The organism is Streptomyces bambusae, from assembly GCF_019400985.1.
Taxonomy (GTDB): Bacteria; Actinomycetota; Actinomycetes; order Streptomycetales; family Streptomycetaceae; genus Streptomyces; species Streptomyces bambusae_A.
Map to the genome: position 1 here is coordinate 1 of NZ_WTFF01000130.1, position 19,933 is coordinate 19,933.

At 74.8% G+C, this 19,933-nt stretch carries 17 protein-coding genes and 2 pseudogenes; 11 read left to right on the top strand and 8 right to left on the bottom strand.

Features of this window, described 5'->3' with window-relative positions:
* Window positions 1-161 precede the first annotated feature (161 nt).
* From GPJ59_RS19000 to GPJ59_RS19020, 5 genes and pseudogenes are all read right to left on the bottom strand, one after another.
* Window positions 162-488, bottom strand: a pseudogene (locus GPJ59_RS19000) (MerR family transcriptional regulator); the annotation flags it as partial.
* A gap of 78 nt (window positions 489-566) precedes the next feature.
* Window positions 567-1,368 (bottom strand): annotated as a pseudogene (locus tag GPJ59_RS19005) (SDR family NAD(P)-dependent oxidoreductase).
* Window positions 1,369-2,193: 825 nt separating this feature from the next.
* On the bottom strand, window positions 2,194-3,453 hold the full coding sequence (locus GPJ59_RS19010; RefSeq protein ID WP_219668397.1) for a DUF418 domain-containing protein: 1,260 nt from the start codon (window positions 3,451-3,453) through the stop codon (window positions 2,194-2,196).
* A gap of 149 nt (window positions 3,454-3,602) precedes the next feature.
* Window positions 3,603-4,295, bottom strand: a complete 693-nt coding sequence (locus GPJ59_RS19015; protein WP_219668398.1) for a response regulator — start codon at window positions 4,293-4,295, stop codon at window positions 3,603-3,605.
* The gene (locus GPJ59_RS19020) at window positions 4,292-5,644 is read right to left on the bottom strand and encodes a sensor histidine kinase (RefSeq protein ID WP_219668399.1); all 1,353 of its coding nucleotides are present in this window, start codon (window positions 5,642-5,644) and stop codon (window positions 4,292-4,294) included. Before GPJ59_RS19020 ends, GPJ59_RS19015 begins: the two co-directional genes overlap by 4 nt.
* 133 nt (window positions 5,645-5,777) lie before the next feature.
* Between GPJ59_RS19020 and GPJ59_RS19025 the strand changes: the two genes are divergently transcribed.
* From GPJ59_RS19025 to GPJ59_RS19035, 3 genes are all read left to right on the top strand, one after another.
* The gene (locus tag GPJ59_RS19025; protein WP_219668400.1) at window positions 5,778-6,692 is read left to right on the top strand and encodes an ATP-binding cassette domain-containing protein; all 915 of its coding nucleotides are present in this window, start codon (window positions 5,778-5,780) and stop codon (window positions 6,690-6,692) included.
* The gene (locus GPJ59_RS19030; protein WP_308120368.1) at window positions 6,689-7,573 is read left to right on the top strand and encodes an ABC transporter permease; all 885 of its coding nucleotides are present in this window, start codon (window positions 6,689-6,691) and stop codon (window positions 7,571-7,573) included. The genes GPJ59_RS19025 and GPJ59_RS19030 overlap by 4 nt, the downstream gene beginning before the upstream one ends.
* A gap of 90 nt (window positions 7,574-7,663) precedes the next feature.
* Window positions 7,664-8,404, top strand: coding sequence for an SDR family oxidoreductase (locus GPJ59_RS19035; protein WP_219668401.1), 741 nt, complete (start codon window positions 7,664-7,666; stop codon window positions 8,402-8,404).
* Window positions 8,405-8,493: 89 nt separating this feature from the next.
* Here GPJ59_RS19035 and GPJ59_RS19040 read toward each other — a convergent pair whose 3' ends face one another.
* Window positions 8,494-8,847 (bottom strand): hypothetical protein, encoded by a 354-nt coding sequence (locus GPJ59_RS19040; RefSeq protein ID WP_219668402.1) that lies wholly within the window; start codon window positions 8,845-8,847, stop codon window positions 8,494-8,496.
* A 270-nt stretch (window positions 8,848-9,117) separates the two neighbouring features.
* Between GPJ59_RS19040 and GPJ59_RS19045 the strand changes: the two genes are divergently transcribed.
* Window positions 9,118-10,020, top strand: a complete 903-nt coding sequence (locus GPJ59_RS19045) for a class I SAM-dependent methyltransferase (protein WP_219668403.1) — start codon at window positions 9,118-9,120, stop codon at window positions 10,018-10,020.
* A gap of 96 nt (window positions 10,021-10,116) precedes the next feature.
* Here GPJ59_RS19045 and GPJ59_RS19050 read toward each other — a convergent pair whose 3' ends face one another.
* Window positions 10,117-10,716 carry a cysteine hydrolase family protein gene (locus GPJ59_RS19050; protein WP_219668404.1) on the bottom strand — a complete coding sequence of 200 codons (600 nt, stop codon included), beginning with the start codon at window positions 10,714-10,716 and terminating at the stop codon, window positions 10,117-10,119.
* Window positions 10,717-10,787: 71 nt separating this feature from the next.
* On the opposite strand from GPJ59_RS19050, the gene GPJ59_RS19055 reads away from it, so the two are divergent.
* From GPJ59_RS19055 to GPJ59_RS19085, 7 genes are all read left to right on the top strand, one after another.
* On the top strand, window positions 10,788-11,726 hold the full coding sequence (locus GPJ59_RS19055; protein WP_219668405.1) for a GlxA family transcriptional regulator: 939 nt from the start codon (window positions 10,788-10,790) through the stop codon (window positions 11,724-11,726).
* A gap of 143 nt (window positions 11,727-11,869) precedes the next feature.
* Window positions 11,870-13,246: an SWIM zinc finger family protein gene (locus GPJ59_RS19060; RefSeq protein WP_219668406.1), complete on the top strand. Its 1,377-nt coding sequence runs from the start codon at window positions 11,870-11,872 to the stop codon at window positions 13,244-13,246.
* On the top strand, window positions 13,243-16,062 hold the full coding sequence (locus GPJ59_RS19065; RefSeq protein ID WP_258024610.1) for a DUF7824 domain-containing protein: 2,820 nt from the start codon (window positions 13,243-13,245) through the stop codon (window positions 16,060-16,062). Before GPJ59_RS19060 ends, GPJ59_RS19065 begins: the two co-directional genes overlap by 4 nt.
* A gap of 88 nt (window positions 16,063-16,150) precedes the next feature.
* Window positions 16,151-16,369 carry a hypothetical protein gene (locus GPJ59_RS19070; RefSeq protein WP_219668407.1) on the top strand — a complete coding sequence of 73 codons (219 nt, stop codon included), beginning with the start codon at window positions 16,151-16,153 and terminating at the stop codon, window positions 16,367-16,369.
* A 112-nt stretch (window positions 16,370-16,481) separates the two neighbouring features.
* Window positions 16,482-17,759, top strand: coding sequence for a S8 family peptidase (locus GPJ59_RS19075; protein WP_219668408.1), 1,278 nt, complete (start codon window positions 16,482-16,484; stop codon window positions 17,757-17,759).
* 82 nt (window positions 17,760-17,841) lie between these two features.
* On the top strand, window positions 17,842-18,204 hold the full coding sequence (locus GPJ59_RS19080; protein ID WP_219668409.1) for a DUF1304 domain-containing protein: 363 nt from the start codon (window positions 17,842-17,844) through the stop codon (window positions 18,202-18,204).
* The gene (locus tag GPJ59_RS19085; RefSeq protein WP_219668410.1) at window positions 18,201-18,914 is read left to right on the top strand and encodes a TetR/AcrR family transcriptional regulator; all 714 of its coding nucleotides are present in this window, start codon (window positions 18,201-18,203) and stop codon (window positions 18,912-18,914) included. Before GPJ59_RS19080 ends, GPJ59_RS19085 begins: the two co-directional genes overlap by 4 nt.
* 227 nt (window positions 18,915-19,141) lie before the next feature.
* Here GPJ59_RS19085 and GPJ59_RS19090 read toward each other — a convergent pair.
* A partial coding sequence (locus GPJ59_RS19090; protein ID WP_219668411.1) for a vanadium-dependent haloperoxidase occupies window positions 19,142-19,933 on the bottom strand: 792 nt, incomplete at its 5' end.

Consider the following 19,933-nt stretch of genomic DNA (forward strand, 5'->3'; position numbering starts at 1 on the left):
GGCTTGTGCTCGTCGAGGACTGACGGCCGGTTCTGCCACTGGCCCCGGAAGACCTCCTCTGGGTTCGCGGCGTCGGCCAGGGCCTTGACCGTGCGGTAGGTCATGCCGAGCTGCCGTTGGACGGCGGGCTTGCTGTGGCCCTTGGCCATCAAGGCGTGCACCGCCGCGAGCCGGTCCCGGGCGTCGGTCTGCGCGGCGATCCGCTGCTCCAGGACCGCGAGCCGCTCCCGGGCCACACGCAGCGCCTTCTCGCCGGGCGGGCCCGCCAGCACGTCCCCGTCCAGGCACGGCAGGAACACCTGTACGTCGTCCAACGTCAGCCCGGCGCCCAGCAGCCGGCGGATGTTGCGGACGCGGGCCACGGCGCCCTCGGCGTAACGGCGGTAGCCGTTGGCAGCCCGATCCGAGACGATCAGCCCGGCCTGCTCGTAGTGCCGCAACGACCGCACGGACGCCCCGGTGGCCTTGGCCAGTTCACCGATCTGCACGCCTTCCGTCACCCCCGCGGTCATGGATACCACGCGTCAGGCGTCGGGCCTGACGCCTGACGCGTGCGGGCTGGGGCCTCACGCCACCACCGCACCTCCGTCGACGGGCATCACGACGCCGGTGACGAAGGAGGCGCCCGGCGCTGCGAGTTGCGTGATCGCCCAGGCCACCTCCTCGGGCCGGCCGATCCGGCCCAGCGGCGTGTGCGCCAGCTGCCAGGCGCGGACGCCGGCGACCTGCTCGGGGGTGAGCCCTTGGTGCTCGCCGATCGGGGTCTCGATCGCCCCCCGGGGAGACCGCCACCACCCGCACCCCGCGCGGTGCGAGCTCGACCGCCCAGCTCCGGGTCAGCGTCTCCAGGGCCGTCTTGGTCGCCGCGTACGCGGAGTTGCCGGGCCAGGCGCGCTGCCCCACCGAGGTACTGACGTTGACCACGACTCCGCGCGCCGCCTCCAGGGCCGGGAGGGCGGTCTGGGCCAGGAGCAGCGGCGCCATCAGGTTGGTCTCGAACTGCCGCCGGACCGCCGCCGCCTCCAGGCTGCCGAGGGCTCCGCCCTCCACGATCCCGGCGTTGTTGACCAACACGTCGAGCCGGCCGTGGACCTCCAGCACCGTCCGGACGATGTGCTCGGGCCCGCCGTCCGCGGTGATGTCGGCCGCGAGCGGGCGGATCCGCGGGTGCCCCCCGGCGGTCTCGGCCAACGGTCCGGGCCGCCGCCCCACGGCGACGACGTACGCCCCCTCGGCGGCGAACGCCCGCGCGGTGGCCCGCCCGATGCCGGTCCCGGCACCGGTGACGAGGACGGTCCTGCTGCTGGCGCCGCGGGCGTCGTGGGTGTCGTGGGCGACCGGGGCGTCTCGGATGATCTCGCTGCTCATGCCGCGATGGTCGGACCCTGACACCTGTGTCAGGGTCAAGCGCTGCTCCGACGGGGCTCAGGCCGGGCCAAGACGGCGCCCACCCACATGGGCGGCGTGCGGCGCGAGCCGGTCGTGCAGCTGCCGATCGACCCGGCACGGGCGGTGACGGTCGCGGTGCCCTGGGTGCCCCGGGTGCGGTTGGCGTCGCGGTGGTTCCGGCGCCGGGGCATGACGGAGAGCCTGTCGGCGTGGACCACTCGCCGGCCTTCGACCGCTCGACATTGCCGGGCTCGCCGGGCGGACTGCAGCGGAGGGAGACCGCAGGGCAAGCGTCCAGGGCGGGGTTGGGCCGGGGCAAATGAGCGCTTGCGGGCCGGCCAGCGGGCGAGCGCATCAACGCTGGGCGTTCGGGGTGAGGGTCGGCGCCGAAGGAGCGGCAGCCGCGCCAGGAGTCGCTACGCGGGTAGGTCTCGTCCGCGGGCAGCCAGGGCGGCGACAAGACGGACGGGACCACGGTGGCCCGCAGGCGGTGGCCCACAACGCGCGAGGTGCGCGCAGCGGCACCGGCCTGCACCGGAGTAGCTCAGGGTCCCGGCCCGGGGCGGCAAGGGGGCTCCGGCCGGCCTGGAGAAGACCCGGACCATCCGCCCCCGCCCCCCCCGCCTCCGCCACGTCGGCCCGGCCGACCGACACCCTGTGCCTGTTGTCGCCGGCCTTGACGAAGCCGCCCGCCCGTTCGCCCTCCGCCGGACCCGGACCCGCTGTCATGACCGGACCAGGACCAGGACCAGGACCAGGACCAGGACCCGGTTCCGGTCCCGGTTCCGGTCCCCGGTCCCGCTCTCATGCCCGGCTGCCGACCGCAGCCGGAACCGGCTTCGTCGGACTCGTCCGGCCGTGCGTCGCCAGGCGCAGGAGGTGCTCCACCGGGCCGCGGCCCAGCGGCCGGCCGGCCAGCGCGCGCTGCCAGGCCCATGCCGCGCACAGCGCCGTGCCGCAGAAGGCGGCCAGGGCCGTGCCGGACTGCGCCCCGTACGCCGGGCCTGCGAGCACCAGGGCGTGGATGACGTACGCGCTCAGCGCCATCGCCCCCAGCGCGGCCGGTACGCGCAGCAGCCGGACGCCGAGCCGGGCCCGTGCGAGCAGGGCGAACCCGCCGATGAGCACACAGCCGACACCGGCGTTGGCGATCGTCTCCAGCGGGGTCTGGCTGTACGGCTCGGCGACCAGCAGCCAGTCCCACGACGTGCTGGGGATCGCACCGAACTGCCGGCCGAGCACCGCCCGGAGCGGATCCTCGGCGCCCAGCGCCTCCGGATGCCGCGCGGCGATCGTGGCGAGCAGCCGCTCCCGGCCGCCGGCCACCTCGACGGCGAGCCAGGCCGTGCCGTACGCGGCGGCCGCGGCCACCGCTCCCCAGCCGGCCATCCGGCGGGCGACGGCGGGGTCGCGCAGATCGCCGACCCGCCCGAGCGCCATGCCGACGAGGACGTAGGGCAGATAGGTGAGCAGCGGGTACGCGCCCGACAGCAGGAGCGCGTCCAGCAGCCTGCCCGCCCCGGACCAGCTGGTCAGATCGGCGAGCTCGGGCACCGAACCGCGGCCGGAGACCTCGTAGCCGAAGAGCGGGCCGAGCAGGAACGACAGCAGCGGACCGGCCACCGTGCTCACGGCGGCGACGGCGGTCAGCACCGGGGCGGACAGCCGGGTGAACGGCTCGGCGGCCAGGAAATAGAAGGCGAAGAAGGCGAGGATGACCAGGATTCCAGGCCAGAGCGAGGCCAGGGCCAGACCCAGGGCGGCCAGGACCGCGCTGCGCATCAGCAGCGGGCGCAGTGTGCTGCCCGAGCCGGCCGGGCGGGTCGCGGGGCGGTGCCGCTGGGCGAGGGCGAGCGAGAAGCCTGCGAGGAGGGTGAAGAGGGCCGGAGCCCGCCCGTCCGCCGCGACGACCGCGAATCCCGCCGGGGAAGATCCCGGGCCGGGGCCCACGTGCGCGGCGAACATGCCGAGGACGGCCAGCCCCCGCACCGCGTCCACGCCCACCAGCCGGCCGCCCTCCCCGCTACCGGCCGCGACGGTCCACGGGATCCTGGGGCGGCGCATCTGTCTCCTCGGCACACTGCGTCATGGACGAACCGGCGGTGTTCCCACAGCCGCCGGTCCGTTCCCGGAACGTATCAAGAGCCGCGTAACCGGTCTATAAGCGGAAGAACACAATCCCCGCCGCCCGAACCGGTCGGCCACCCCCGGGATCACCGTACGGCCCGCTCTGCACCCGGGGCCACCAGGCCGGTCTCGTAGGCGAGGATCACCAGCTGAACCCGGTCCCGCGCGCCCAGTTTGGACAGCAGGCGGGTCACATACGTCTTCGCAGTGGCCGCGCTGATGAACAGCTGTTCGGCGATCTCGGTGTTGGACAGGCCGCTGCCCACCAGCGTCAGCACTTCGCACTCCCGGTCCGTGATGCCCTTCAAGGGCTTCCTGGGCCCGGGGGAGACGGGCGGCCTGCCCGCGAACTCCTTGATCAGCCGCCGGGTGACACCAGGCGAAATCAGTCCGTCACCCGCCGCGACGACGCGCACGGCCGCCAGGATGTCGTCCAGCGCCATGTCCTTGAGGAGGAAGCCCGCGGCGCCGGCGCGCAGCGCCCCGTACACGTACTCGTCGTCGTCGAAGGTGGTCAGGGCGACGACGTGCGCGCTGCTGCCGCTCTCGGCGATCCGGCGGGTGGCCTCGATCCCGTCCATGACGGGCATCCGGATGTCCATCACCACCACGTCAGGCTGCAGTTCGCGCGTCAGCCGGACCGCCTCGGCCCCGGTCTCGGCCTCGCCGACGAGTTCGAGGTCGGGGGCGTCGGTGATCACCATCTTCAACGCGGCGCGGATGAGCTCCTGGTCGTCGACGAGGAGTACGCGTACGGCGGCCCCGCTGGTCCCGGTCATGGTGCTCCTGTCGGTACGGGCAGCCGGGCGGTGACCCGGAAGCCTCCTTCGGGCCGCGGTGCGGCCGAGAACTCGCCGTGCAGCAGGTGCACCCGCTCCCGCATCCCCAGCAGGCCGTACCCGCCCCAAGCACTTCCGCTCGGCCCGCTCCCACCTGGACCGCTTCTGCGGCTCGCACCCGGATCGCTTTCACGGCTCGCACCTGGGCCGCTTCTGCGGCTCCCGCTCGGTCTGCCACTGCCACTGCCACTGCCACTGCGGCTCGCGCCTGCGGGGCCGGTGCCGCGGCCGTCGTCCACCACGGCGATGGACAGTTCCTCGGCGTCGCACCCTATCGTCACCCGGCACGAGGAAACGCCCGCGTGCCGCACCACATTCGTCACCGCCTCCTGCACGATCCGGTACGCCGACATGTCTATCTCGGCGGGCAGCGGCCGCAGTTCGCCCTGCCAGACCACGTCGACCCGCACCCCGGCGGCGGAGGTCGCCGCCGCCAGCCGCTCGACGTCGGCCAGTCCGGGCGGCGCCGGATCCAGCGGTGCCGGCCCGGCCTCCCGGCCGTCGGCCCTGTCCGCCTCGCGCAGGGCGCCCAGCATGCGCCGCAGCCCCGACAAGGTCTCCCGGCCGGCCGTCTCGATGGCACCCAATGCTTCGCGGGCGGCGGCCGGCTGGGTTTCGATGACCCGACCTGCGGCGCCGGCCTGGAGGGCGATGACACCGATGCTGTGTGCCACCATGTCGTGCAACTCCCGGGCGATCCGCAGCCGCTCGGCCGTGACCGCCTGGACGGCCGCCTGCGCCCGCGACTCCTCGGCGTGCTCCCGCGCCTGCCCTGCGGAGCGGCCCAGCAGCCAGGCGACGGCGGCGGTCAGCCCCACGGTCAGCGCCGTAGCCGTCCCCGAGCTCCAGGCGAACAAGAGGCGAACGGCCTGGAAGGCGGCCAGCGTCCCGAGCGCCGACGCGAGGGCGACCAGCGACGTCCGGCGCGGCTCGTGCGCCGCCACGAAGTACAGCGCGACGTCGGCTGCGAGGAACTGCAGCAGGGGTATCTGGTCCGTGCTCAGAGCTGTGGTGCCCACGGCCGCGCCCAGCAGGAGCAGGGACATCGCGGCGACCGGCCGGCGCTCCAGCACCTGGGCGCCCTTGAACACCAGAGCTGTCGCCATGAGGAGTTGGGTCAGGCCGTCCCAGCGGAAGAGCTGGACGCCCGGCACGATCGTCGGTTCCTGCTCCCCGGGCAGCCGGAAGCGCAGGAGGAAGGTCAGTGCCGTGCCGGCACACCAGGCCAGCGCCACCCAACCACCCGGTGGCAGGCGCTTGAACAGGGGGAGAGCGGGCTGTGAGGACATGCCGCCGATGCTAGCCACGTGGTCGTCCGCGGACATCGGACCCAGGGTGTACACCCACGGGTGACAGTGGAGTGCGCAGATGTCGGCCGGGGGCGGAAGACGGCGCGGGGTGGCCGACGGCACCGTTGAACGCATGATCGAGACGAACGCACTCACGAAGCGCTACGGCAGGACCACCGCCGTCAGCGACCTGACCTTCACCGTCCGGCCCGGCCGGGTCACCGGATTCCTCGGGCCCAACGGCGCCGGCAAGAGCACCACCTTGAGGCTGCTCCTCGGCCTCCAGACCCCCACCAGCGGCGAGGTGACCATCGACGGCCGGCCGTTCCGGGACCGCGCCCGGGGGCTGCGGCACGTCGGAGCCCTCCTCGACGCGCACGACGTGCACGGCGGGCGCAGCGGGCTGGCCCACCTGTCGGCGCTGGCCCGCAGCAACCGCATACCGCGCCACCGCGTCGAGGAGGTGCTGGAGGAAGTGGGACTGTCCGCCGTCGCCCGCAGACGGACCGCCGGGTACTCGCTCGGCATGAAACAGCGGCTCGGCATCGCCGCCGCCCTGCTGGGCGACCCACCGGTCCTGCTCTTCGACGAGCCGCTCAACGGCCTTGACCCGGAAGGGGTGAAGTGGATCCGCGGGCTGTTCCGCCGACTGGCCGGCGAGGGCCGTACGGTCTTCGTCTCCAGCCACCTCATGTCCGAGATGGAGCACACCGCCGACGACCTCGTGGTCGTCGGGCGCGGTGAGCTGCTGGCCGCCGAAAGCCTCGCCGAGTTCGCCGCCCGCGGCACCAGATCCAGCGTGACGGTCCGCACCCCCGACGCCGATGCGCTGGCCGCCGTCCTGATGCGGCAGGGCGCGACCGGCGCCGATCCGGACGGGGACCAGGCCCTCATGGTGACGGGGCTGAGCGCCGAGCGGATCGGTGAACTCGCCTTCGAGCACCGGCTGCTGCTCTACGGACTCACCACCCGGCCCGCCTCACTCGAGGAGGCCTTCATGGAACTGACCGCAAGCCGCGTGGAATTCGCCGGAGGAGATCCCCGATGAGCACCTTCACACCGCAGGCCGCCAGCGAGTCGCACACCGTCACCGAGATGCGCACGGTCACCGAGTTGCGCACGGTCACCGAGCCCCGCGCCCGCTTCCGCGACCTCGTCGCCGCCGAGTGGATCAAGCTGTGGTCCCTGCGCTCCACGAGATGGGTCTTCGCCGTCGGCGGTCTGGCCGTCGTCGCGCTGAACACGAACGCCGCCTACCGCGACTACCGTGCGTGGCCCGCCTTCGGCGAGGCGACCCGGGACGGCTTCGACCGGACGGGAGCGCTGCGCGACGCCTTCACCAACATGGCCGCCATGAACCTGATCCTGGTCGTTGCTGCCGTCGGCGCCGTCGCCGTCGTAGGGGAGTACGGCACGGGTCTGATACGCACCACCTTCGCCGCGGTCCCCGCCCGCCGCTCGCTGATGGCCGCCAAGGCGGCGGTGGTCGCGGGGGCCACGGCCGGTTTCGGTGTGATCGTCGCCGTGGTCTCGTTCCTGGTCACGCAGGGCATCCTGGCCGGGCGGGGTGCCGCCGCGTCGATCGGTGACCCCGGCGCCCTGCGGGTCCTGGCCGCCTCCGCGCTGCTCGCCCCGGTCGCGGCCCTCACAGGGATGGCCCTCGGCACCCTCATACGCCACAGCGCGACCACCGTCGTGTGCGCCGTACTGGTCCTGCTGATGCTGCCGGTCGGACTGGGACCGGACACGCACATGACGGCTGTGATCGACCATGCCCTGCCGTACAGCGCCTGGGACCGGTTGGTCAGCATCGACCACGCCCCCCGCTCCTATCCGTCCACGGTCGGCGGCGCCTGGGCCGTCTACGCCGTGTGGGCCCTGGCCGCCGCGGCCGCCACCGTCACGGCGGTCCACCGCAGGGACCACTGAACCCGCCCGAGCCAAGGCGTGGCCCCGGTCATGCCGCCCTACGAGCCGTCTGCCATGATCAACTGTAGGGACCGAAAGGGGAATACGGGTATGACACTCGAACACCGTCGCGTCGTGATCACCGCCGCCGGCCGGGACTTCGGCCGTACGCTGGCCCTGCGCTTCGCCGGCCTGGGCGCCGAGGTCTATCTCTCGGCACGCACCCTCGAAGGAGCGGAACGGGTCCGTGGCGAGATCCGCGACCAAGGCCCCGACGGGGTCGCCGAGCGGGTGCACGCCTTCGCCTGCGACCTCACCGACCCCGCCTCGATACGAGCCTTCGCGGCCGCGGTCGCCGAGCGCACCGACCACATCGACGTCCTCGTCAACAACGGCGCCCGCTACCAGCACGGCCCCGACCTGCTGTCCGCCGCCGACGAGGACATCGTGGACACGCTCGCCTCCGGGGCCGCCGGGACCGTCCTGATGACCAAGAACTTCCTTCCGCTCCTGCTGAAGTCCGACCGGCCCGACATCGTCACCATGGTCTCGGGATGCGGCGAGGCCGGCCACCACCGCTCCGACGCGCACGCCTCCTTCTACGCGGCCAAGAGCGCACAGGCCGGATTCACCGAGATCCTCTCCAAGCGGCTGCGCTCCCAGGGCGTCCGCGTGATCTCCCTCTACCCGCCGGACTTCGACAACCACGACCCGCTGTCGCCGGCGTGGCAGGAGGCGCCCCGGTCGGCCCGGGACCCGTTGACCGCGCAGTCGCTGGTCGACTGCATCCTCTTCGCGATAGGCCAGTCCCGGGACTGCTTCATCAAGTCGTTCCACTTCGAGCAGGCCTGACCCGCCCGCCTCCTGAACCGCCCGGCACAGCCCCGGACACCGGCGCCTGACGGCCGGTCAGCCCGTCAGCTGGTCAGCCGGTCAGCCGGTCAGCGGAAGGTGTGGACGAGCTGGATCTCGCCGACGATGTGGGCGTTGAACTCGTCCAGCTCCTCGGCGGGCACCCACAGCTCCAGAATGGTCTGCCCGCCGGCCTGCTGCACCGGGTAGCGGCGCAGGAACTCCGTGTCGACCTCGAAGCGGGTGACGAAGCCGACGCCGCTGTGCTTGACGTTCCAGTCCCGGGCGATCCGGATCGCGTAGTCCTCGTTCAACACCGGGTAGAAGATCGGCTGGTCGGGCAGGCGCGGCGGCCAGGCGCGCCACTCCAGCGCGCGGACCAGGTCCAGCTCCACGGGCCCGGTCGGGCGCCACAGAGTCGTCGTCGGTCGGCCGGCGGTCATGGTAGGTGGCTCTTTCGATCATCGGCGGCGGCAGGATCCGGCCGCCGGGAGTACCGGACGCTACCGGCTTACCGGAATGGCGGCCACGGAGTTTCGGGCCCCTCGGAGCGGTCGCCGCCGCCCGATTCCGGAAGGCACGCAAAATTCGGCGAGGAGCCTCGTCGGAACGCTAGCCGGGTGTCGCCGACCCGTGTAGATTTCCCGATCATCACGGGGGGACGGTCAGGTTTCAACGGCGATTCCCTGCCCTTTCCGGAGGATCAGCGCTCGATGTCGCACGCACCCACCATCGCTCAGATCAAGCCCACTCGCCTCGAGGACGTCAAGGGCTGGTTCTGGGCCGTTGACCAGCTCCTGTTCGACTGGTTCCTCAGCCGGCAGAACGAAGACTCCGCCCACGGGGGTGACCTGCTGGAGCTGGGCGCGTACATGGGGAAGAGCGCCATCCTGCTCGGGGAGTACCTCCGGGAGGGAGAGGAGTTCACCGTCTGTGACCTCTTCGGTGCACCGGCCCCGGACGACTCCAACGTCGCCGAGACCGAGTCCTCCTACGCGAACCTCACCCGCCTCGCCTTCGAGACGAACTACCTGGCGTTCCACGACGAGCTCCCGCGGGTGATCCAGGCCCCCACCTCGGTCGTCGCCACCGAGGTACGCGAAGCTTCCTGCCGGTTCATCCACATCGACGCCTCGCACCTCTACGAGCACGTGCACGGCGACATCGAGGCCTCCCGCCTGGTCGCGGCGCCCGGTGCGGTGGTCGTCTTCGACGACTACCGCTCCGAGCACTGCCCCGGCGTCGCGGCCGCGATCTGGGGCGCCGTCGCCACCAAGGACCTGCACGTGCTCTGCGTGACCGGGAACAAGCTCTACGCCACCTGGGGCGACCCCGCCCCGCTCCAGGAGGCGCTGCTGACCTGGCTGAAGGGCCGCGAGGACCTGTGGCACGGCACCGAGCAGGTGGCCGGCGCGCGCCTGGTCCGCATCGGCGGCGGGAAGGCGATTCCCCCCGCCCTGCCGAAGTCCCGGTACCAGGCCCCGCAGCCCGCGGCGGCCGACACGCCCGCCGGTTCGCCGGCCCGTCCGGCCCCCTCGCCCATGCGCAAGCTCGCCAAGGACCTGCTCCCGCCGGTCGTCACCCGGGCCATCGTCCGGGCACGCCACCGCGGCTGACCCGGGCATCCCCGCCCCGGCCGGACCCGAGCACGCCGGCGCCCCCGTCACCGCGGCAGCAGCGGTGCGGGGGCGCCGGCACGTCGGCACCCCGGCTCAGCCCGCCGCCGCGGCCGCGAGCACGGCCTGCGTCGTGACCACCTTGGCGAACCGCATCGCGTGCAGGACCGCCGCTGTCGCCCGGGACAGGTCCTCGGCGGCCACGGTGACCCCGTCCGGGCCCGCCATGTCGAAGGTGTGCATGGCGTCGACCGGGAAGATCGCGTCGTAGCCGAGGTTGCCGGCCATCCGGGCGGTCGTCTCGTTGCAGACGTTCGTCATGATCCCGATGACCACCACCTGCCGGGCACCGCGCTCGGTGAGCCAGGCGTGCAGGTCGGGCGTGCCGTAGAAGGCGCTGTTGACCGTCTTGGTGATCCGCAGGTCCGCCCGTACCCCGGCGATCTCGGGCTTCAGCTCGTAGCCGGGCGTCCCGGGCCGCAGCGGCCCGGCCGCCGAGCCGTGCTGCACGATCACGACCGGCCGCCCGGTCGCCTGCCATGCGTCGGCGAGCGCGGCCATGTTCTTCTCGGCGCCGGGGTTGTCCCGCCGGCCCCAGTGGTCGTGGTCGTCGAACCCCTGCTGGACGTCGACCACCACCAGTACGGCATCGGGGTCGAGGGCGAGCGGGGCGTCGAAAGCGCTGGTGTTCGTCATGGCTCCAGCCTGCGGCGGACCGGCCGGGGGCCGTGACGGACCGGGCCGCCGACCATCGATAGATTCCTGCCATGAACCCCAGCAGAGTGGGCTGCCTGGTCTTCGACGGCGTCCGGGCCTTCGACTACGCCGTCGTCAGCGAGGTCTGGTCCGACCGCCGCGCCTTCGACCTGCGGGTCTGCGGCCCCGACGGGGCCCGGGTCCGGCTCGGCGGCGGTCTGGAGCGCGTCCCCGACCAGGGTCTCGACGCCCTCCTCGACTGCGGGCTCGTCCTCGTGCCCGGAGTCACCGACCCCCTCGCGGCGCGCCCCCCGGCCGTACTGGACGCCCTGCGCCGCGCCCACGCCCGCGGCATCCCGGTCGCGTCCCTGTGCGCCGGGGCCTTCGTCCTGGCCGAGGCCGGCCTGCTCGACGGCCGGACCGCCACCACGCACTGGGCGCTCGCCGACCGACTCGCCCGCACCTACCCTCGGGTCGACGTCCGCCCCGAGGTGCTCTTCACCGGCGACGGCGCGATTTGGACCTCCGCCGGCGTGGCCGCCGGCATCGACCTCTGCCTGCACCTCGTGCGCACCTCCCACGGCCAGCGCACCGCCGCCGGCATCGCCCGCGCCATGGTCACCGCACCCTTCCGGGCGGGCGGCCAGGCCCAGTTCATCCCGACGCCGGTACCCGAGGACACCGGCGCGGACGATCCCCTCGGCCGCGCCCGCACCGCCGTCCTGGCCGGGCTCGACGCCCCGTGGACCGTCCGCCGGATGGCCGACGCCGCCCTCATGTCCGAACGCACCTTCGCCCGCCGCTTCGTGGAGACCACCGGCACCCCGCCGCTGCGCTGGCTCCTGGAGCAACGCGTCCTGGCCGCCCAGCAGTTGCTGGAAGAGACCGACCTGCCGGTCGAACAGGTCGCGGTCCGCACCGGGTTCGGCTCGGCGGTCTCCCTGCGCCCCGCCTTCGTCCGCCGCATCGGCGTGGCCCCGCGCGAGTACCGGCGAGCCTTCCGCGGCTGAAAGGGAGCGCGCCGGCAGCCGGTCGGACCCGCCGTGCGGGGGTGGTCGGGTCCGTCGTGCGGCCGGCCGGACCAGCCGCGGAGGCAGGCGCCCGTCCACACGCTCCGGGGGCGTTGTCAGTGCCGGGATCTAGCGTCCTTCCCATGACCCGATCCGTTCAGGCATTGGCCTACGCACGCCCGTCCGTCCTCACCTCCGCCGCCGGCGCACAGCACCTCGGCCTGGAGACCTCCGGGGGCATCACGCCCGTCGGCGCCGAGGCGCACCCGCAGTTCTTCGCCGGGTTCCTGACCTCCCCTCAGGCCGCCGCCCGCGGGCTGCTGGCCGTGGCGGACGTCGCGGCCGCGCGCTACTACCAGCGCACCTTGCGGGCCTCGCTCGACCCGGTGGTGACCGGCAACGGCGATCGCCTGCGGTTCGAGTCGTTCTCCGGCTGCTGCGGCGTGTACGCGCGGCTCGACGTGCTCCAGGAGGGCCTCGACGGCGCCGACACCGGCCACGGCACGACCAACGTCGACGTGAACAACCCGCTGCGCGAGTCCCTTTCCCGGCTGGCCGGCGACGACCCGCTGCACCTGCGCGTCGGCCCGGACGAGCTCGTCGTCAGCACGCTGGACGGGCCCGTCGTGGAGAAGAAGGTGCCGCTGCCGGACCGCTGGCTGCGCGGATTCGCCGAGGCCCAGGTGGTCACCGCCGGCTTCGACCTGCGGGCCGAGCTGACCGCCGCCGAGGCCGTACGGTTCCTGCGGGCGCTGCCCCGGTCGAACGCGGCCGGACGTGGCCCGATGTGGGTGGTCCCCGCGGGCCGCACCCTGCGCCCCACCACCCGCCCCGTGCCCGGCGCGGTCTGCCTGCCCGGCCCCGAGCGGCTCGCTGCCCTCCAGCGGGTCCTGCGGCACGCCACCGCCCTGCGGGTCTACGGGCCGAACGCCCACGACGGCGCTGCCACCGCCGCTGCCTGGGAGGTGGTCATGCCCGGCATGCGCCTGACCCTGACCCTGTCGCCCGACCCGGCCCGAGGCTTCTCCGGCGAGGGCGGCGTCCTGGAGGCGCTGGCCACCGACGAGGCCGCCGCCGACGCCGACCTGATCTCGGTCCTGCTCGCCTGGGAGCCGCGCATCGACCCCGCCGACCTGGCTGAGCAGTCCGGCCTGCCCGTCGCCCGCGTCCGCGCCGCCCTCGCCCGCCTGGGCACGGCAGGCCGGGTCGGCTACGACGTCGCCGACGCCGCGTACTTCCACCGCGAACTGCCCTACGACGCCGACCGCGCCGAACGCCACAACCCGCGGCTCGTCGCCGCCCGCGCCCTGCTGGCCGAGGGCGCGGTGCACCTGGACGGCACGACCGCCACCGTCCGCTCCGGCGAGCGCACCTACCAGGTCCGCGAAGCGGCCGGCGGGGTCCTCGGCTGCACCTGCCAGTGGTGGGCCGACTACCGGGGCCGGCGCGGCCCCTGCAAGCACGCCCTCGCCGTCCGCATGGCGAAGCGCACCCCGACCGCCGCCGGAGGCACGCGATGACCACCACGACGAGCACCGCGAACACGAGCTCCACGAACACGAGTGCGACGACGAACACCACGAAGACGACGAGCGCGACGAGCACCACGAACACGACGAGCGCGACGAGCGCGACGAGCACCACGAAGGCGACGAGCACGGTGAACACGATGACGACGGACCCGGCCGAAGCGGTGGACACCACCCGCGAGATCCTCGACGCGGTCCGCGCGGGCCGCGGCGACCGGCTCCCCGCCCTGCTGCAGCCCCTGGACGTCCCGGCCCGGCGGGCCCTGCTCACCGAACTCACCGCCCTGCGCCGCGAGGTCCGCGGCTGGGACTGGAACCGCTGGCAGGAGCGGGAGGAGATCCGGCCCGGCCTGCTCGTCGCCGGCGCCGCCTGCCAGACCGGCGCCGCCGCGGCCGCCGCCTGGATCGGCGCCCGCGACCTGCGCCGCTGGGGGAGCGCGCCGGCCGACCCGCTGCTCACCGTGCTCGCGGACCGCAACCCCGCCTGGCTCGCCGACGTCGCCCACCGGCTCGCCGCCCGCGCCGCCACCGCCGCGGACGACTACCGGCTGATCGCCGGACTGGTACGCATCGCGGGCTGCCCGGTCCCGACCACCGACGCCTTCGTGCACGGCTGGGCCCGCTCCGTGAACAGCGACCCCGTGGCCCTCCGCGCGGACCCGCACGTACGGGAGCTGGTGCCGCGGCTGTTCGAGACGGTCGAGCCCGCCCCCGCCCTGCGCTGGCACACCGACCCCGACCGCCCCGGGTACTGGCCGTCCGTGCTGGCCGGCCTCGCCCAGGACGGCATCGTCGAGCGGCGCGTCCTCGTGGACGGCTGCACCGCCCGGCTGCTGCGCGGCGGCCGCCCGAACGACCTCAAGTTCTTCCTGGCCCTGCTCCGACGGCTCGCCCTGACCCCGGCCGAGGAGCGGGAGCACATCCCCGACTGGACCGCCATGGCCGCTGACGGCCCCTCACCCCTGGCCGGGTACGCCCAGGAGGTCCTCGCCCGGCTCGCGGAGGCGGGCGAGCTGCCCGCGCGACAGCTCGCGGAGATGTCCGGCTCGGTGCTGTTCCGGCCGGAGAAGAAGCTCGTCCGTGCCCAGCTCGTGCTCCTGGGCAAGGCCCTGCGCCGCGACCCCGACACCCGGGACGAGCTGCTGCCGGCCGCCGCGGCCGCCTTCGGCCACCCGGACACGGCCCTCCAGGAACGCGCGCTGAAGCTCGTCGCCAAACACCTGCGGACGCAGGACACCGAGCTGCGCGCCGAACTCGCCGACCAGACCGCGCTGCTGAGCCCCGTCCACCGGACCCTGGCCGCCCAGGTCCTGGGCGCCGCCGCCAGTGCTCCCGCCGACGACCTGCCGTACGAGGAGCTGCTCCCGCCCGCCCCGCAGCGCCGCCGGCTGGAGCCCGCCCCGGACTCGGTCGCCGAGACCGTGGAGCTCGTCGCGGCCCTGGTCAAGTCCCGGACCCCGGCGCTCACCGAGTTCGAACGGGCCCTCGACGGCCTCGTCCGGCACGCCCGGCGCGACCGGGCGGAGCTCGCCACCGCCCTGCGGCCCGCCCTGGCCGACCGCTGGTGGCACCAGGGCGACCGGCAGGCCGAGCCCGACCGGCTGCACGGCATCGAGATCGTGGCGGCCGCGGTGCTGGGCTGCGTCCGTACGGCGGAACTCCGGCCCGTACGGCAGAACCCGCGCGGCCACGGCTTCACGGCGGACTGCGCCCACGCGGCGATGGGCGGGGCGGTCCTCGCCCGGCTGCGCGAGGCGGCCTGGCAGATCCTCACGGCTCCGCTGCCGTTCCTGCTCGCCACCCCGACCTGGGACACCGGGACGCTGGAACCGCAGGAGCTGGTCGAGCGGCTGGCCGAGTACGCCCGGGCGGGCGTACAGCCGACGCCCGCCGACTTCGCCCAGGCCCTGCTGCGCGTACGCCGGGACGCGGGTGCCGCGCCGGCCGCCGCCGCCCTCGGCACCCCGGAGGGACAGCGGCTGGCGGCCTGGCTCACCGGGGGAGGGGAGCCGGGCACGCTGGTCCGCGGGGTGCGCGAGCCCGGCCCGGCCGCCGTCCACTGGTGGGAGCGGACCAGGGCCGGCGTCCGCCGCATCGTCGTGGAGACCGGGGAACGGCGCGTGGTCCAGCAGGAGTTCCCGGCCGCCTTCCGCGACCTGGGCCGCCCGCATCTCGAAGGGCGCCGCTGCTACCACTGGCAGGGCGAGGACGAGCTGTGGCGCGGGGTGCTGCCGGAGGACCGCGAGACGCTCGCGGCGTGGGCGCTGCCCGACCTGACCGCGTGCGCGACCACCGACGAGCGGGGCGGCGCCGAGGACCTGCCCCGCCTGGCCGAACTCGGCGGCCCGGCCGGCCCGGTGCTGCACCTCGCCGTCGCCACCGGCCTGGGCGCCCGGCACACCGAGGACCGGCTCGCCGCGGTCGATGCGCTGCTGGTGCTCGGCTCCCGCGGCGAGCTGGACGCCGCCCGGGTCGGGCGTGACCTGGCGGAGCTGCTGCGGCTGGGCACGGTGAAGCCGAACCGGCTCGCGGACTCCGCCCGTACGGCCGCCGCCACCGGCGCGTACGGCACGACCTGGGCGGTGCTGGCGCAGGCGCTGCCGGCCCTGCTGGAGGGCGCGGCCGGACACCGGGGTGCGGGCGAGGTCCTGGCCGTCGCGGCGGACTGCGCGGAGCGCAGCGGAGCGACGGGCCCGGTACCGGAAGGCCTGGCCCTGCTGGCGTCCCGCCCGGGCACGTCCCAGCTGCTGACCCAGGCCCGCCGCCTGCACGCGGCCACCGCACGGACCGCGGCGGCCGCCTCGTAGCCCGCAGCGCCGTCGAGTTCGACGCCGGCACCGTGCAGGCCACGGGCCTGGCTCCCCGCAGGCGGAACTGGGAGCCACGTCCGGCCGGGTGACCGCCGCGTACAGCACCGGACCGGACCGGGTCAGCGCCCGGATCGGATCCGGCAGTCTCCGGCCGATCGTCCCGGCCGGCGCCCGCTTCCAGGCCGACTGCCGGGCGGGCGACGGCAGTTGTGACATCGACCGCTCCCTGCGGGACCCCGCCTCGCCGTGCCGGCCGGACCTCACCACCGGTTCCGGCCACGCCGAGGCGGGCCGGTCGGCGTAGCCCGGGCGCCGGCGGCGGCGGCCCTCTTGTGCGGGCACCCGCCGCCCGGCACCCTGGCCCGCGGACCGGCCCACCCCACACACGGTCGACGAAAGGTCCAGGTGCACCAGGAATGAGTGCTTCCCGCAGAGCCGCCGCCGGCGGCCGACGTCTGTTACCCGCCGCCCTGACCGCCCTGCTCGCGGGGCTGTTGATCGGCCCGGCGCCCGCGGCGCAGGCCGCCGCCGAGGCCCCGTCCGGCTGGATCGTCGTACTGAAGGAACCCGGCCGGGCCGGTGCCGCTGCCCAGGTCACCGACACCGCCGATGTCGCCCGCGAGCTGCTCGGCGGGCTCTCCGGGGCCCGGCTCGGCCATGTCTACCGGTCGGTGCTGCGCGGCTTCTCCGTCCGGACCACCCCGGCACACGCCCGACGGCTGGCCGCCGACCCCGCGGTGGCGTACGTCCAGCCGGACGCCCCGGTGAACCTCGCTACGGCCCCTGACACTTCGGCCGGAACCGACACCGGCAGCCGCAGCGGCACCGGCACGGCCGGAGCCGACGCGACGCAGCCCGGCGCGCCCTGGGGCCTGGACCGGATCGACCAGCGCCGGCTGCCCCTGTCCACCACGTACACCTACCGCACCACGGCCGCCGGCGTGCACGTGTACGTCATCGACACCGGACTGCGCACCACGCACACGGAGTTCGGCGGCCGTGCCTCGGTCGGCGTGGACGTCGTGGGCGACGGCCGGGCCGGGTACGACTGCCACGGCCACGGCACCCACGTCGGCGGCGTCGTGGCCGGCGCGACGTACGGAGTGGCGAAGGGCGCGCGCGTGGTCGCGGTCCGCGTCCTGGACTGCCAGGGCTCCGGCACCACCTCCGGGGTGATCGCGGGCATCGACTGGGTGACCGCCAACGCCCTGAAGCCGGCCGTCGCCAACATGAGCCTGGGTGGCTCCGCCAGCCCCGCCCTCGACGCCGCCGTCCGGGGCTCCATCGCCTCCGGCATCACCTACACCGCCTCCGCGGGCAGCTCCGCCCAGTCCGGCGGCGCCTGCACCACCTCGCCGGCCCGCGTCCGCGAGGTCGTCGCGGTCGGCGCCAGCGACCGCACCGACCGCAAGGCGTCCTCCTCCAACTACGGCGACTGCGTGGCCCTGTTCGCCCCGGGCGTGTCCATCCCCTCGGCGTGGCACACGAGCGACACCGCGACGGCCACGCTCAGCGGGACCTCGGCGGCCACCGCGCACACCGCCGGCGCCGCCGCGCTCCACCTCGCCGTGCGCCCTGCGGACACCCCCGCGCAGGTCAAGCGCGCACTCGTCGCGAACGCCACGACCGGCGCCCTCCAGGGCAGCCCGCCGCCCGTCCCCGACCGCCTGCTCTACACCCTCTACCGGCCCTGAGGTCAGCTCGACAGCAGGCAGTGGCATGTGATGGACAGGTGTCCATGTATTCTGGACACCTGTCCATCAGAGGGGAGCGGTCATGGAGATCGCCGCAAACGTGCTCGTCGGCCTCGTGGCCCTGCTGCACCTGTACATCCTGGTGCTGGAGATGTTCCTGTGGCAGCGGGCGCCGGGCCGCTCCCTCTCCGGGTTCGACGCGGAGCTGGCGCGCGCCACCGCGCCCCTGGCCGCCAACCAGGGGCTCTACAACGGCTTCCTCGCCGCCGGACTCGCCTGGGGCCTGATCGCCGCCGATCCGACCGCGCAGCACGCCAAGATCTTCTTCCTGGGGTGCGTGGTGGTCGCCGGCGTCTACGGCGGGATCACCGCCAACCGGCGCATCCTCCTCGCCCAGGCCCTGCCCGGAGCCGTCGCGCTGGCCGCCGTACTGGCCGCCGGATGAGCCCGCAGCCCGGCGAGTCGAGCCCCGGCGAGTCGAGGCCCGGCGACCGGCGGCCGGGCGACCCGCGGTCCGGTGACCCGCGGTCCGGTGACCCGCGGTCCGGTGACCCGCGACTCGCCGACCCGCGGACCGTCCGGACCCGGACCCGGCTGCACGAGGCGCTGCTCGCCGCCTGCGCCGAGCAGCCGCTGCGCGACCTCACCGTCGCCGAGCTGGTGCGGCGCGCGGGCATCGCCCGCGCCACCTTCTACCTGCACTACACCGACGTCCAGGACCTCGCCGTGGACACCTGCGCCGGCATCGTGCGCGACGCGGTCGACGCCCTGCACGCCTGGCGGGGCGTACCCGATCCGGCCGCCCCGCCGCCCGCGCTGACCGCGTTCTTCACCACCGCGCACGGCCACGCCGGCCTGTACCGGGCGCTGATGCACCCCGGGGGCGGCGGCCCGCTCGGCGACACGCTGCACCGCGAACTGCGCGAGCGCAGCCGCACCGAGCGCGCCGCCGCCGGCGCGCCCGCCCCCGAGCTGATCGCCTCCGCGGTCGCCGCCACCTTCACCGGGGTCCTCGCGGACTGGGCCCACGGGCTGATCGACAGCCCGCCGCAGGACCTCGCTGCCGACGTCTGGCGGCTGCTGATCGTCCTGCACCGCTACGGCGCGGGAGCCGCAGCCCGGGACCCCGGCGACCGGCCCGGACAGCGCACCTAGGGCCTGTCGTCAAATTCCCGTCTGCCCCGCGACGCTCCCCCAGCTACCGCTGGGTGGGGGTGCCCCCGGCCGGAGGCTGGGGGAGTGCCCCCAGGCACGCACTCTCGCCGCACCGGACGAAACCCCAAGTACGTCCAGTACGAGGGCTTCCGCCCGGCACGCCGAGAGCACGCACCAGACGCCGCGGGGCCGCCCTTCGGGCGACGACGGGAATTTGACGACAGGCCCTAGAACAGCCGGTAGGCGTTGCGCAGCGCGTGCCGGCCCACCGCCTTGCCCAGGGCGACGCCCGCCTCGTCGGCCGACCGGCTGTGGATGCCGGAGAACACCCGGGCGTCGACGTTGTCCCGCGTCAGCTGGTCCCAGCCCGTGTACGTCCGGCGTACGCCCGGCGCCGTGGCGCTGGTCAGCGGGAACGGCGCGGTCCGCGGCCCCACCAGGGCCTCCAGGACCGCCTCGGCGGCGCCGGCGTACGTGGTGTGCCCGCTCGGGTAGTCCGGGTGGGCCGGGGTCTGGTGCAGCGGGCTCCAGCCCGGCTCGCGGTCGATCGCGCCGGTGCGGATCGCGGTGACCGGACGCCAGCGCAGGTAGGCGTACTTGCTGTCGGCCGTCGCGATCTGCGTGTCCACCAGGGCCGCGTGGAACAGCGCCACGAGCGCGGCCCGGTCCGCCGCCGAGCCGGACGAGCGCGTCACCGCCACCCGCAGCGGCTCGGTGTACAGGGTCAGCGAGGAGCCGTACCAGAAGGTCGCCGTCTCGGTCTGGTACGGGGTGCGCACCGTGCTGTCGACGCGCCCGTACGCCCGCACCTCGGCGAGGTCCGCCCTGTACCGCTCCGAGCCGAGCGCGGGCGGCGGGCCGAGCCGGTACCGGTCGGGGGAGTCCAGCAGGAACGGGCGGGCGAGGCGGTTGCCGTACCGTACCGCGGGGGCGGGGCGCGGGGGCGGCGGGGGGGCCCACCCGGGCGCCGGGGGCGGGACGGGGGAACGGGCGGGGCCGGGCGCCCGGGGGGGGCGCGG